Consider the following 14,021-nt stretch of genomic DNA (forward strand, 5'->3'; position numbering starts at 1 on the left):
TGTCATCGAAGCTTTTCATGCTGTTGGCCATTTGCTCAGCCAGTTTCTTGATGTCAGATTGGTTAGTCATTGCTTATTCTCCTGTTAGTGGATTATAAGCAGTTACACAAAGTTTGGGAAACTCTCCTTTATTCTGGGTATACTAATAGAAGCGTATTCAGAATAGATTTTGCACTTTAATCCATTTTTTGTTCAAAGGAGTATTACTATGAGCAACGACATGAACGATAAAAAATGCCCTTACGATATGACGCCGTTGACCATGAGTAATGGCGCGCCAGTGGTTGATAATGAAAATAGCAAAACCGCTGGTAAACGCGGTCCTCTACTTGCAGAGGACTTATGGCTTAACGAAAAGCTCGCTGATTTTAACCGAGAGGTTATCCCTGAGCGCCGTATGCACGCCAAAGGTTCGGGCGCGTTTGGTACTTTCACTGTCACCAATGACATTACTCAATATACGCGTGCTGATATTTTTAGCGAAGTGGGTAAGCAAACGGAGATGTTTGCGCGCTTTAGTACGGTGGCAGGTGAGCGCGGCGCTGCTGATGCTGAGCGTGATATTCGCGGTTTTGCCCTAAAATTCTATACCGAGCAAGGCATTTGGGATTTGGTCGGTAATAATACGCCGGTATTTTTCGTTCGTGACCCGCGCAAATTTCCAGATTTAAACAAAGCGGTCAAGCGTGACCCACGTACCAATATGCGTTCGGCAACCAATAACTGGGACTTTTGGACGTTATTGCCCGAATCTTTGCACCAAGTCACCATTACCATGAGCGACCGAGGTATCCCAGCCTCTTATAGACATATGCATGGCTTTGGCTCGCATACGTATAGCTTTATCAATAGCGACAATGAGCGTTTTTGGGTCAAATTTCATTTCCGTACTCAGCAAGGTATCAAAAACTTAACCGATGCCGAAGCCGCTGAAATCATCGCCTCGAATCGTGAAAGCCATCAAGAAGATTTGCTCAGTGCCATCGACAATGGCGATTTTCCAAAGTGGAAAATGTACGTGCAAATCATGCCAGAAACCGATGCCGATAAAGTGCCTTATCATCCGTTTGATTTGACCAAGGTATGGCCAAAAGGGGATTATCCGCTGATTGAAGTTGGCGAGATTGAGCTTAATAAAAACTCAGACAATTATTTCTTAGACGTCGAGCAGGCGGCTTTTGCGCCGAACAATCTTGTGACTGGCATCAGTGCCTCACCAGACCGTATGCTACAAGCGCGTCTCTTTAGCTACGCCGATGCTCAGCGTTATCGCGTTGGTGTCAACCACAAGCAGATCCCAGTCAATAAACCTCGTTGTCCGGTGACCAGTAACCACCGCGACGGTCAAATGCGTATCGATGATAACTACGGTGGCCGTCCACACTATACGCCAAACAGCTTTGAGCAGTGGCAAGACCAGCCGCAGTACGCTGAGCCAGCGTTAAAGATTGATGGTTACGCGGAGCACTACGATTTCCGTGAAGACGATAGTGATTATTTTAGCCAGCCACGCGCACTGTTTAACCTAATGAACGATGAGCAAAAGCAAGTGTTGTTTGATAATACCGCTCGCGCGATGGGTGATGCGCTTGATTTTATTAAATATCGTCATATTCGCAACTGTAACTGGTGTGATCCAGCTTACGGTACAGGCGTTGCCAAAGCCCTTGGCATGAGCGTTGAAGACGCTATGGCAGCACGTGAGAATGATCCTGCTCGTCATTTACCTAGCTGTCTGTAGTTATTAAATCCAGTTAGTAAAAATAGCGGTGGCGTTCTAAAAGGTATACCCCAAGGGAACTAGTTGTTTTGCCCTCTAAACCTATTAACAGACTACCTAAAACAGACCACTATAAGAGAACCACTTATAACAGACTGTTCTAGGTGGTCAGTTTTTCTCGCTATCTTGAGAAGTCATAGTCTGCTTCACTTCCATCTAAATATTCGCGTATAGGACGTTTCTTACTAAATTTGGAAGCGTCTTTTTTGATCTCACCAACTATAAAATCACTATAGGCTGACCAGCTCTTTCCAGCATCGCCCTTAGCAAGACTGCTATATATGCTTATAAACTCTCTATGACGACTGATACGCCACAGCTGCTTGTCAGATAGTCCGTCAATGGTAAACATATCACCGTTATTAGCGTCACGCAGTTTGATTGTTTTATCAGCTTTAGACTTAGACTTTTCATGCACAGTAAACGTAAAACCTATGATTTTGCGACCTTGCTTTACATTCTCATATTTAACTTTAATATTGGTCTTTTCATTAATCTCATTAACAGCTAAATCAAGAACACGTTTTTTGAAATCTCCCATGTTTTTATATTCATTGACACTGATTCCTAGCTGACCTCTCAATATTTCATAATCAAATATATCTGTCTGTCTAGCACTTAACCATTTTACGATCAGCTCATACAAACGCACAGAGTAGATGCTATTGAGCGTTGCGATGAACTCTAGGTCATATTGTGTAAAGTGTGAGCTTAAGCGAGTAATTTCATTAACAACGGCAACAGTAAAAATAACTTCAATACGTCCCTCGCTTTTAACATATCTGACTTGCTGAACCCAGTTTGTCTCAATTTTGCTACCAGTATCATCCAAAAACGTAAAATAACGTGCCCTTAAGCCTTTTCCAGCTTGGGCTAGTATCTTGTAGGCAGTATCAATTTGTACATCAAAAGCTTCAGCGTATCGTTTTGCACTTATAGACAGCGGCTTATTGATCTCTAACCCTTGTTCTGTCTCTCTTGCATCAACAATAGCTAGCTGTATTAGACACATCTCCGTTAAAGATAAACTTTGAAAGGCTGTGACAATTCGGTTTGATTTCACGACTAAGTCTTGCACACCATCTTTTTTCTTTCTCTTTTCGTTCATTAGCTTTCCCTGCATCTAGTTGATAGATTTATATTAATTGACAATTATATTAATAGTCAATTAATAGTCAATTAATATAATGTCTATTAGTGCGGTATAAACGTCCACTTATAACGGTATAAACGTCCACTTATAACGGTATAAACGTCCACTTATAACGGTATAAACGTCCACTTATGAGGGTCACATCCATTTACCAGTAAGGTCTGTAGCGGACTTAAAAGCTATTAAAAGCATTAAAAACATTAAAAGCCTTTTTGGTTGTTGATAACTGATTAAAAATCAAAAGCAATTAAGGCATAGTTAGATTAGTATAGAAACATCCTTAAAAAGGATTAGTATCTGAGTTTGATCGGTTTTGAGTACTACTACCAAATGGATTGCTACCATTGTTAATAGCTGGTTGCTGACTACGACGTGGTGTTGCAGCTGGTGTTACTTTTGGCATCGGTCGTCCACCAACAATACGGCAATACTTAATATTTCTTCTGCTATCACTGTCATCACAGTTGTTGGTATCAACGAGCATATATGCCTCACCATTTACAAATTTGGTGTTTGCATGAGTCAATGCATTGTCATAACGCATTTTCATCGTTTGTAGATCGTTCTGGCTTTGAGCTTTGATCTGCTCCAGTTGCTGTATTTCAGCTTGTAGGGTTCTAACATCATCATCATTAGGCTTTACAACTAAATACACGAGCAAAAGCATCACAGCACAAATTATAGTGATCGGTATAGCAATAATAGCAATACGCCAACCTATTTTCTTTAAATCCTCATTAAGTTTAGTGCTTGCTAGTTTTGCCTGTGTTCCGGCCGTCGCCATATCTTCTGTTGCAAGTGACATTTTTACTTTTACTTGCTCTGATAACTCGTTAAATTCCGCGTTTTCAAATTTTGACGCGATCTCATGTTCAATATGTCCAATGAGCGCATGGTCTATATTCCGACTTGTCGCATGATGTACGGCAGTTCCACATATATTTTCAAGCGTCTTTAAGTTTTCGCTTGAATAGAAATGTTTAGCCGTTTTCACAGCACGATCTAGCACTGGCTGAACTTCTTGCACATAAGCGACTAGTTCACGAATGGTTTCCAGCAGTTTCTCATTTTCGTCTGATTGCCCTTTGTTTTCTTGTGCTTGCTGCTCGGCGGTTTCAAGTAGCGCTAGTAGTCGTTCTTCAAACTCATTCATAATTACATCCTAAATCGTGGACTAGGTGACGGTGGATCAGGGTCAGGCGTTGATTGTCTAGACTCTGATGCTATGGTGGTACTTTTTTTGGCTTCCTGTGCTGCGTCATGTTTGGCTCTTAGTCGTTCAAGCGTTGATTGTGAGGCAGATATACTAGAGCGATGCTCTTGTGGTGCTGATTCGTCTTTTAAAGCGTTCTGTGCGTCACGTTTGGCTCTTAGCCGTTCAAGCATTGATTGCGAAGCAGATCTACTAGAGTGGCACTCTTTTGGCGCTGATTCGTCTTGTAGAGCATCCTGTGTGTCACGATTAGGCTTAGATTTGGGTTTAGGTGGATCAAACGGCGTGGGTGTGGCTTTGCCTTCTAAAATAACTTGGTCAGCAGGGTCATTGATACGTTGGTTTTCTGCTATAGCTGCATTCCTTACAAGCTCGTTACGCTCTGCAATCATGGCGTTAATCTCACCTCTGATAGTAGCGGGCGTCTCGTCTATCTCGTAAACCTCGCCTTGTTTCTCTGCTTGCGCCGCTTTCTTTAGCTCATCCTCATATTTATCACGTTCTAGCTTGGTTGCAACGCTACCCATCTTGATTTGTGGCTCAATGTTTTTGCCCTGCGCGGCATAGCTGCGGCTATCGACTAGTTTATGGTCATGCTCGGCTAGCTTATCGTTTGCCGTCTGCTCCCAAATTTTTCGAACCTCTTTGATTTCCTCGCTGACGCGCTCTAGTCCAAGCGAACGCCGCTTATTATCTGATAGCTCAATGGTCGCCTTATCTTTCAATACGATCTCAAAATTATCATCAAGTTCTGCGGTGCGCGTGGTGAACAGGATATGAGCATGGAAGTTACGCGGGTCTGCGCCCCGATCAATCTCTTTTTGTGTGGGTTGGTGAATGGCGCAATCGGCAATCGTGCCGTAACGGTCTGCTAAGGTTTGGGCGAATTGGTGCGCCAGCTCTTTTCGGTCTTGCTCGCTTAACTCATACGGTAGATTAACTAGCCATTCGCGAGCCACACGCGCATCTTTTCTTTTCTCGGCAGCCTCCGCTTTATTCCAAAGATCGCCCCGATCAACAGTAGCCTTAGCATCTGCCAATGCTGACGGCAAAATAATATCCGCACTCATCACGCCATGCTTTTTTGAGTAGTCGTGGGTCTTGCCATATCGCTTATCCTCAAGCTCAACACCAGCGCGATAACTCGCACTGGCAACGGCACTTTGCCCACTGCTTCGTGATATTGATTTGGTCGATGCGATAAAAATAGCCATTTTTAAAAGCTCTATCTGTTGGATTTTAGCACTACGTCTTTTCGTAGTGCTGGGGGTGTGGGGGCTTACCCCTGCCGATGTTTTGATTTTATAAATGTGTGACCGTCAGGGATAAACATTTGTAAAGTCGAAAACTCGCACTTAGTCAGTGGGACGCAACCATCCGTCAATTAACTATATCATAAACTGTTGTTAGGTACTGGCGAAGTTGATATAGTTGGAAAGACTATAGTTTTGATATTTTAGGGAAAGGATATGAGCTTGCTTGGTGGTAATGACTTAAAAGAACAGCAGAAGATCAACGAGCTTGAGCGCAAGATAAATAGAGAAAAGCAGAAGTTAGATAAAAAGCTAACACGGCAAAAAATTCTACTGGGTGCTTTTCTTGTAGATGCTTTAGAGAAGGATTCAGTAGACGGTTTAAGGGAATATACAGCCGATAATCTGTTGGATTTTTTGGCTAGACAAGGGGATAAGGATCTGATGGCAGACTTAGTAAAGGGTCTTGAAAAAATTAAGACCTAGAGCAACTAAGATTTTGAAATAGATAGAGATGGTGTTCAATGAATAACAGACACCCCTTCTGTACTAAATGCAAATGCTTTATTGCTAAAATTACCAAGCATGACTGCTTCAATTACAGGTTTAACTGTTTCATCTATTCCTTCAACTTCAATAATGAAATTAGCACCTGAACCACCTTTAGACTCTTCTTTTTCAACGATATAATTGAGCGTGCCCATGGCTGGCAGCTCAAGTGGCGTGTTTAAATAAGATTTAATTAAAGTTCCGCCGGTATCGTAATAATCAATTTTATTAACATACAGTGATTTTTTTAAGGTGGTATTACGGACGCTTAAAGTCGCTGATAATAAGACTTTACGGTTTTCTTTATCGATGTAAATATCAGAATAAATCGGCACATAAAAAGTTTCTTTATAGCTAAGCCGACTGTGATTCACTTCTGACGTTACTTCCAATTCTTTAATCGGATCCTGCTTATTTTCTGAAAACGCCACATTGGGATCTGTTGTGGAAGAGTTACAACCTGATAACAGGGCTATCATGGTTGCTAATAGGATAGAGACTTGAAGTTTAGCCATAACATTCCTCTTTACCACATTATTTGATACTACAACCTAAACAAGTTTTTAATATCTTGAGAGTCAATTTTTGACAACAAGTATCACTATATTAATAATACATACTATTTAACTTTTATCCCCACACTTCGTAAGAATTGGTTAATGTGTTTGTTAGCGCCATAAATTATTAGGACGTCTTTAGGTTGTAGTACTTGCTCGGGCGTCGCTAATCCTTGAATACTAGGTTTTTTCTGTGTACGCCCAAAGCTGTCTTCATAAGACTCATAGCGCAGGGTGCTAAGCAATCGAATATTAAATTTTTGCTCCAACTGTAAGTCATCTACCGTTTGACCAACTAAGGTACTTGGAATCTTAATCTCTACCATACTAAAGTTATCGCTTAATTCAAACGAGTCCACAAAGTAACGTAGGGACAGTCTTTTTGCCCAGCGTTTAGCGGCCTCTTTTTCAGGGTGAATGAGGTCATCGACACCGATGGCTTGTAGTACTTTTTCGTGTAGCGGATTAATACTACGGCTGATTAAACGTTTTGCTTTTAAAGTTTTGAATAGCGCCGTTGCCATGACATTTTCACCTTGATCTTCCCCAATGGCGACGACGACGATATCAGCATTGCTGATAGGTAAGCTTTTAACGGTATGTTCATCAGTGGCATTCATACATATTGTATGGGAGATTACTTCTTTATATGCTTCGACTTTTTGCATACTACTGTCAATGGCAATCACCTCATGACCCTGACGGGTTAATGCCATGGCTAGAGAGGAGCCAAAATTTCCTAACCCTACGATAATATACTTCATGCCCTTCTACCTTTTAATCGTTTTTTAACATCTCAATAGCCAGCTTCAGATAGCTTATTTGCAACAAATTAGTTAATGGTAATCTCTTCTGTCGGATAACGATAGTTACCTTGGCGACTATTCTTGAGCAACGCAATAAAGATAGTCAGCATACTGACGCGTCCAACAAACATAATGACTGAAACCACCACTTTACTAAAATCCGATAGATCCGAGGTTAAATTTAAGCTCAACCCTACCGTACTATAAGCTGAAAAACACTCAAACACTACTTTGATCAAATCAAGGTCAGGTTGGTCATAACTGATAAGTGTTACGCCTATCCCAATGACCAACAATGACAACCACATAATGGAAAACGCGCGCCGAACAGAAATCTCAGCAATTTGTCTTTTGAATACCTCTATCTTGGTCTGACCACGTGCCAGGCTCAAGGTATTTAACAGGGCAATAGCGAAAGTGCTGGTTTTGATACCACCACCCGTTGAGTTAGGCGAAGCACCAATCCACATCAAAAATATCGTCAACATAATAGTCGGAAATGCCAGTTCACCCATATCAACCACATTGAATCCTGCAGTTCGAGGAGTAGCAGCAGTAAAAAATCCTGTTATTAGCTTACCAAGGAAGCTGGTATGGTCAGCGAGCACATTGTGATATTCAAAAATTACCACACAGATGAGACCGATAAGTAATAATGCGCCTGTTGTAATTAAAGTAATACGACTATTGATATTGAGCAACCAAGGTTGGTAGGCGCAGCGTTGGTCATTGCGGCGATATATCAGCCGCTCAGCACGGTAACGCAAATAACGCAGCACATTAACTACAATAACGAAGCCCATACCGCCAAAAATGAAGGTAGTGGCAATAATCAACTGTAGTGGGTAGTTAAAGCGCAGGGAGTCATCGTACAGCCCTGCACTAAAAGTAGAGAACCCCGCATTACAGAACGCAGATACGGCGTGAAAAACAGAAAAAAACAGTCGCTCAGTCCAGTCCATATTTGGCATGTCATAAATACTAATATAAATGAGTGCCGCCGCTACCGCCTCAACGGCGAATGTCACGTATAAAATAGACTTAAGAGTCGATACCACATTACCCATACCACGCATATAAGACATCTCGCTGATACTTGCTTGGGTCTCATAACTGACGCCGCCCTTAAAGAAATAACTAAAGTAAGTCACAAACGTCAAAATACCCAAGCCACCGATTTGAATCAGTCCCATGATAATGACTTGCCCAAACGTCGTGAAGTAAGTCGCTGTGTCTACCACGATAAGCCCAGTCACACAAACGGCACTAGTCGCCGTAAAAAGCGCATCGACAAAGGACAACGGCTGCGTTGTTGCATTGGGCATCATCAGTAATAACGCACCAACCAAAACCACCGATAAAAAGCTTAAGATAAAAAACTGGGCAGGGTTTAGAAAAGTGCGATTAAGATTAAAATCGTGATCAGAGAGCTCACGAACAAAGGTAACGAACACTGCAATTTTTAACGCGACAAAACCATCAACAGCCGCTGACAACCCTAAACGCACTAAATCAGTGAAATGTGCTGCCAATAGTATGATAATCGCGATACTGGTAATCGCATCAAAAACAACTACTTTATTAAAAGTTAGTGGCTTTTTGGTGTAGAGATAACGACCAGCAGTTACTACAAAACTTAGAAAAATAATGACAAGATAAATAATATGAAAGACTTGTTGTAGCCATGCCGGTAGTGTAAAACCACTATCTAATAAGGCTATAATGACCCCAACAACACTAATGAAAATAGTAAAATTATTTAGCAATCGATAACGCGTGGCTGCATTCATAGACTTAATTCATCATAAAAGTAACCGCGACAATTGTACTCTTCTTTCCTACTATTACCAAAAAGCAGTTAGGTTTTAAGTCAAAAGACGACTACAAGGTACGATGAACGTTTATATTGGTATTTTTTGAACGTGATTTTTTAGTTTATTGCCATTAAGAATAGCTCATACCCTAGCAGAACCACTCAATCATTGACTATTAGCAGCTAATAGACCATATAAAACAGACTGTTGTAAGCGAACCACTTATAACAGTCTGTCCTAGGTTGTCAGTTTCTCTCGCTATTTTGAGAAATCGTATTCCTCTTCATTCCCATCTAAATACTCACGTATAGGGCGTTTTTTACTGAATTTAGAAGCATCCTTCTTGATCTCACCGACTATAAAGTCGCTGTATGCTGACCAGCTCTTCCCAGCATCGCCTTTAGCAAGACCGCTATATGTACTTATAAACTCTTTATGCCGACTGATACGCCACAGCTGCTTGTCAGACAATCCATCTATAGTGAACATATCACCGTTATCAACATCGCGAGCCTCAGCTACCTGTTTAGCCTTAGGTTTCGATTTCTCACGAACTACAAATTTGAAGCCTACTATCGTAGTACTCTTTTTTTCTTGGGTATAACTAACTTTTATATCTGTCTTTTCGTTAATTTCTTTTATAGACGACTCTAAAACACGACGTTTGAAGTCACTCATGCGTTTGTAGTCATTAACTCCTAGACCAAGCTGCTCTCTGAAAGTCTCTAATTCAAATAACGGGGTTTTACGAGCTTCACGCCACTGTATGAGAAGCTCGTAAAGTCTTACAGCATATAAGCTCTTTAATTGTGCCGTTTGTTCTAGAGTATATTTTGTAAAGAACTGCTCAATTCCGTGAATACGCGTGATCTCATTAACAACAGCAGGGGTAAATATTACCTCTATCGCTCCCTCACCATCAATATATGTAGCTTGACTGATCCAACGTGATTTTACTTTAAGATCACGTTCGTCCATGAAGGTGAAGCGACGCTCGAACAAGTTAGCTTCTGCATCTATAAGTGCCTCATAAGCAGTTTGCTTAGAAACCTCAAAAACTTCAGCGTATCTCATGGCGTTTATTCTTAATGGGGTCTCAGAGCTAAGACCCTTGTTTTGCTCTCTACTATCAATAATAGCTAACTGTATCAGTCTAATTTCAGCAAGTGATAAATTCTGAATCGCTGTATTAAGGCGATTTGATTTTACTACCAATTCGGTTTTATTATTTTCCATAGTTAATACCATTAAAAGTTTATAACGACATGATATTATCATGACTCTTTATAGTCAAATTATTATCTGTCGTCATATGGGTAGGAATTTGTCGTCATATGGGTAGGAATTTGTCGTCATATGGGTAGGAATTTGTCGTCATATGGGTAGGAATTTGTCGTCATAGCTCCTCTACAGACCTTTAACTGTAGGGTCTGTAGCTAACTTAAAAGCATTTAAAAGCATTTAAAAGCATTAAAAGCATTTTTGGTTGTGGATAAGCTTAAAAAACAAAGGGCTATTTTTAATGGTTAATTTAGGAAGTAAGTTACTTAAATTTGCATAGCTTTGATTTGCTATAGAACGAACTCTTCTCATCTTCAAAACAGTCTTTGGGATCAATCCTCGCATAGTGACCATCTTGTCCACTTATTTTGACAATGTTATGAGCCACACCAGCCTTTTCCAGATATTGATAATCATCTTGACGTTTTGCTATCTCGCTTTTGCTAGGAATAAACAGCCAAGCTGCTCCAGAGGCTAATGCTAATACCACAACAACCATAACGACCAAAGTTAGTATTAATTGACGGCCAAACTCTCGCTTAACGTTATCCAGCATCTGCTTGGAGGCATCTACATTTAGCTCAGCTATCTTGTCTTTAGTATCGTCAAGGTTACTAGCAACACTGGTAACAGAGGTCTGTATTTTCCCTAAATCTCTATTAAGCAGCTTTGTTGTTTTTAAGAACGTATCACTCGCATCAGTGATGTGCTTAGTGAAGCCTTCATCAATACGCTTGTGATAGTTGTCTTCATTGTTTTTAAAGACGGTTGCAATCTCTTTGTTAATAGCTTCAACAAATTCAGTTTGCAGTAAGGTTTCTTTGTTTTGATAGGTTTTTAACAGTGAAGTCAGTGCTTTTGCCCAATTAGCAATATCTTGCGCTTGTTTGTAGTGCGCATGATGTAAGTTTGAGCTGTCAATCAGCTGCTTATCTATTTTTTTGGTGTAGGTCTCAAGTGCAAGCAATAGGTCTTCTAGTCGGATAGAGAGGTCTTTTTCTGGCATGGATCGTTCCTAGTCGCTAGTTATGATGCTGTTTGGCCTCTAAATGGCGCTGTGGGCGTTTTTAGGGTGGTTTATATGCTTATGGGTACCCTAGCATCAAAATGGCGCTGTGGGATGCCTGAGAAGCATCTGAGGTGATTCTATGCGACCGTCAGTGTCGTTTAGTATTGCTTGTGAGCTTAAAAGCCAAGACTCATGCCTCGGCTGCGGTTGATATCACGGCTATAACCGGTGATTTCAGTGGATACCGTTCGTATTTGGCGCTGGTGTTCGGGGCTGAGGGCGCTTTGTTGTCGATCTTTGATGTCATCAAAGACGCGCTCTAAGGTTTTGGTGTGGGTTTTTCTTGTCGATAGGTCGCTTATAGACTTGATGTGATCAAGCAGCTGCTGGCTGTGGCCGATAATGTGGCTGCCAATTTCATGCTGTTCACGGTCTGCAAGCTGTTTTTGGTGGTCAGTGGTACTCGGCTCACTGCGGTAGCGCTGCCATGCGCTCATTTGCTGATCAAGATGCAGGAGGATGTTTAAGTGTTGGCCAAAGTCGCTTTTTTGGTCGATGATTTTTAGAAGCTGGTGCTGATCCGATAGCCCTTGATGCGAGATATGATCGTGTTGCGCCTTAAAGTCGGCTTCTTCTTCTGCTCTTTTGGCGCGTTGCTGCTCAAGCTTTGCTTGACGCGCTTCTTCTTGCGCTAATAGGCGCTCACGCTCTTTTTTGTCCGCCATATCTTGCTGCTGCTGAGCAATACGCTCTTTTTCAAGCGCCTCAGCGGCATCGATTGCAATCTGGCGCTGAATACGTACCTGTTTGACGCGCTCAACCACTGATTCAGCTTGCTCTAGCTCGTCATTGCTCACGTTACTGGGTTTATATTCAGGCGTAGGCGCTGCTGGGACGATAAATAACTGTTTTTCGCGCAGATCGGCAAGTTCGCGTGTCCGTACGAGACGATTGCGCTCATTGATCATCAGGTTAATCTTACCCCTAGTCGTCACTGGGGCGATGCCGTTAAATACCTCGCCTTTTTCCTCTGCTGCCGCTTTTGCGGTCTCGTATGCGTCACGCTCTAGTTTTGTCGCCACCGAACCCATTTTAAGCTGCGGCTCAATATCTTTGCCTTGATCACTATAGCTGCGCGAATCAATCAGCTCATGGTCATGCTCGGCCAGTTTCTCATTAGCGATCTGTTCCCATAGTTGCCGTACTTCTTTGATTTCAACATTGACGCGCTCCATGCCAAGCTCACGCCGCTTATTATCGGACAGCTCAATGGTCGCCTTATCGGTCAATACAATCTCGTTATTATCGTCAAGCTTAGCGGTACGCGTGGTAAACATGATATGGGCGTGGAAGTTACGAGGGTCTGCCCCTCGCTCAATCTCTCTTTGCGTCGGCTTGTGAATGGCGCAATCGGCAATCGTACCGTAACGATCCGCAAGCGTTTGGGCGAACTGGTGCGCGATGGATTTTCGGTCTTCTGCGCTTAACTCATGCGGCAGATTGACCAGCCATTCGCGAGCCACACGCGCATCTTTACGCTTCTCGGCAGCCTCTGCCTTATTCCATAAATCGCTGCGTGAAATATCAGTATAAGCAGAAGCCAATGCTGTCGGTAAAATGATATCGGCACTCATAACGCCTGATCGTTTAGAGTAATCATGGGTTTTACCGTATCGCTTATCGTCAAGCTCAACACCAGCGCGATAGCTCGCAGAAGCAACGGCACTTTGTCCGTTACTGCGAGATATTGATTTGGTCGATGCGATAAAAATAGCCATTTCTACAAGCTCTGTTTTCAGGTTTTTAACATTGCGTCTTTTTGCAATGTTGGGGGTGTGGGGGCTTGCCCCTGCCGATGTTTTGATTTTATAAATGGTTGACCGATAGGGATAAACATTTGTAAAGTCGAAAACTCGCACTTAGTCAGTGGGACGCAACCATCCGTCAATTAACTATATCATAAACTGTTGTTAGGTACTGGTGAACTTGTTATAGTCAATAAGTAAAAAATTTAATAGTTTAGGAGGATGTTGTGAGCTTACTTGGTGGTAATGATTTGAAAGAGCAGCAGAAGATCAATGAGCTTGAGCTTAAAATAAATAGAGAGAGGCAAAAGTTAGATAAGAAGCTGACACGGCAGAAAATACTACTGGGTGCTTTCTTGATAGAAACTTTAGAAAAGAACGAAATTGAAGGCTTACGTGTTTATGTTTCTAATAATTTAAACAGATTTTTAACTAGAGGAAGTGACAGAGATTTAATGTCTGATTTTATAGAAAAACTAAAAAATATTACTAATGAAGGAGATGAAGGTATGGATGATGATACATTAGTTGCCAATATTGCAGATACGGGCTTCCCTATTGATGAAGACAATATGTTTGTAGAAGATTAAGATTTTTTCTATAGCATAATGATAAATTCGTATATGGGCATCTCGTGACTCCGTTGTATTCTTGGTCGAAAACAATAGATTAGTGAGATGCTCTTCCATTTCTGCTTCTAGGGCAGTGTCGATGAAGGACTGCATGAGCTGCTTTTGAAAGTCTTTGATGTCATCGAAGCTTTTCATGCTGTTGGCCATTTGCTCAGCCAGTTTCTTGATG

At 41.7% G+C, this 14,021-nt stretch carries 12 protein-coding genes and 2 pseudogenes; 3 read left to right on the plus strand and 11 right to left on the minus strand.

The genetic code is table 11. The annotated features are described in order from the left end of the window. Positions 1–70 (minus strand): annotated as a pseudogene (locus JMX83_RS15500) (transposase); the annotation flags it as partial. 138 nt (positions 71–208) lie between these two features. On the opposite strand from JMX83_RS15500, the gene JMX83_RS13915 reads away from it, so the two are divergent. After that, on the plus strand, positions 209–1,741 hold the full coding sequence (locus tag JMX83_RS13915; protein ID WP_320157665.1) for a catalase: 1,533 nt from the start codon (positions 209–211) through the stop codon (positions 1,739–1,741). 160 nt (positions 1,742–1,901) lie between these two features. On the opposite strand, the gene repM (JMX83_RS13920) is transcribed toward JMX83_RS13915, so the two are convergent. The 3 genes from repM (JMX83_RS13920) to JMX83_RS13930 form a co-directional block, all read right to left on the minus strand. Continuing rightward, positions 1,902–2,888, minus strand: coding sequence for a replication initiation protein RepM (gene repM, locus JMX83_RS13920; protein WP_201602959.1), 987 nt, complete (start codon positions 2,886–2,888; stop codon positions 1,902–1,904). A 325-nt stretch (positions 2,889–3,213) separates the two neighbouring features. After that, positions 3,214–4,086, minus strand: a complete 873-nt coding sequence (locus tag JMX83_RS13925; RefSeq protein WP_201602961.1) for a hypothetical protein — start codon at positions 4,084–4,086, stop codon at positions 3,214–3,216. A 2-nt stretch (positions 4,087–4,088) separates the two neighbouring features. Continuing rightward, the gene (locus JMX83_RS13930) at positions 4,089–5,360 is read right to left on the minus strand and encodes a MobA/MobL family protein (protein WP_201602963.1); all 1,272 of its coding nucleotides are present in this window, start codon (positions 5,358–5,360) and stop codon (positions 4,089–4,091) included. Positions 5,361–5,615: 255 nt separating this feature from the next. Here JMX83_RS13930 and JMX83_RS13935 point away from each other — a divergent pair, with 255 nt between their 5' ends. Further along, positions 5,616–5,885 (plus strand): mobilization protein MobS, encoded by a 270-nt coding sequence (locus JMX83_RS13935; protein ID WP_201602966.1) that lies wholly within the window; start codon positions 5,616–5,618, stop codon positions 5,883–5,885. A gap of 35 nt (positions 5,886–5,920) precedes the next feature. Here JMX83_RS13935 and JMX83_RS13940 read toward each other — a convergent pair whose 3' ends face one another. The 6 genes from JMX83_RS13940 to JMX83_RS13965 form a co-directional block, all read right to left on the minus strand. Then, positions 5,921–6,463: a DUF3124 domain-containing protein gene (locus JMX83_RS13940; RefSeq protein ID WP_201602968.1), complete on the minus strand. Its 543-nt coding sequence runs from the start codon at positions 6,461–6,463 to the stop codon at positions 5,921–5,923. Between the two features lie 104 nt (positions 6,464–6,567). After that, positions 6,568–7,269 carry a potassium channel family protein gene (locus JMX83_RS13945; protein WP_201602970.1) on the minus strand — a complete coding sequence of 234 codons (702 nt, stop codon included), beginning with the start codon at positions 7,267–7,269 and terminating at the stop codon, positions 6,568–6,570. A gap of 68 nt (positions 7,270–7,337) precedes the next feature. Further along, positions 7,338–9,101, minus strand: a complete 1,764-nt coding sequence (locus JMX83_RS13950) for a TrkH family potassium uptake protein (RefSeq protein WP_201602972.1) — start codon at positions 9,099–9,101, stop codon at positions 7,338–7,340. A 282-nt stretch (positions 9,102–9,383) separates the two neighbouring features. After that, positions 9,384–10,361: a replication initiation protein RepM gene (gene repM / locus JMX83_RS13955; RefSeq protein ID WP_201602974.1), complete on the minus strand. Its 978-nt coding sequence runs from the start codon at positions 10,359–10,361 to the stop codon at positions 9,384–9,386. A gap of 307 nt (positions 10,362–10,668) precedes the next feature. Continuing rightward, positions 10,669–11,412, minus strand: a complete 744-nt coding sequence (locus JMX83_RS13960) for a hypothetical protein (RefSeq protein ID WP_201602976.1) — start codon at positions 11,410–11,412, stop codon at positions 10,669–10,671. Positions 11,413–11,591: 179 nt separating this feature from the next. Further along, entirely contained in the window at positions 11,592–13,193 is a 1,602-nt protein-coding gene (locus JMX83_RS13965; protein WP_201602978.1) for a MobA/MobL family protein, read from the minus strand. A gap of 254 nt (positions 13,194–13,447) precedes the next feature. On the opposite strand from JMX83_RS13965, the gene JMX83_RS13970 reads away from it, so the two are divergent. After that, complete coding sequence (locus JMX83_RS13970) at positions 13,448–13,810, plus strand: mobilization protein MobS (RefSeq protein WP_198333449.1); 363 nt, start codon at positions 13,448–13,450, stop codon at positions 13,808–13,810. A gap of 27 nt (positions 13,811–13,837) precedes the next feature. Here the strand turns inward: JMX83_RS13970 and JMX83_RS15265 are convergent. Next, positions 13,838–14,020 (minus strand): annotated as a pseudogene (locus JMX83_RS15265) (IS256 family transposase); the annotation flags it as partial. Between the last annotated feature and the right edge of the window lies 1 nt (position 14,021).

This window comes from Psychrobacter piscatorii, from assembly GCF_904846415.1.
Taxonomy (GTDB): Bacteria; Pseudomonadota; Gammaproteobacteria; order Pseudomonadales; family Moraxellaceae; genus Psychrobacter; species Psychrobacter piscatorii.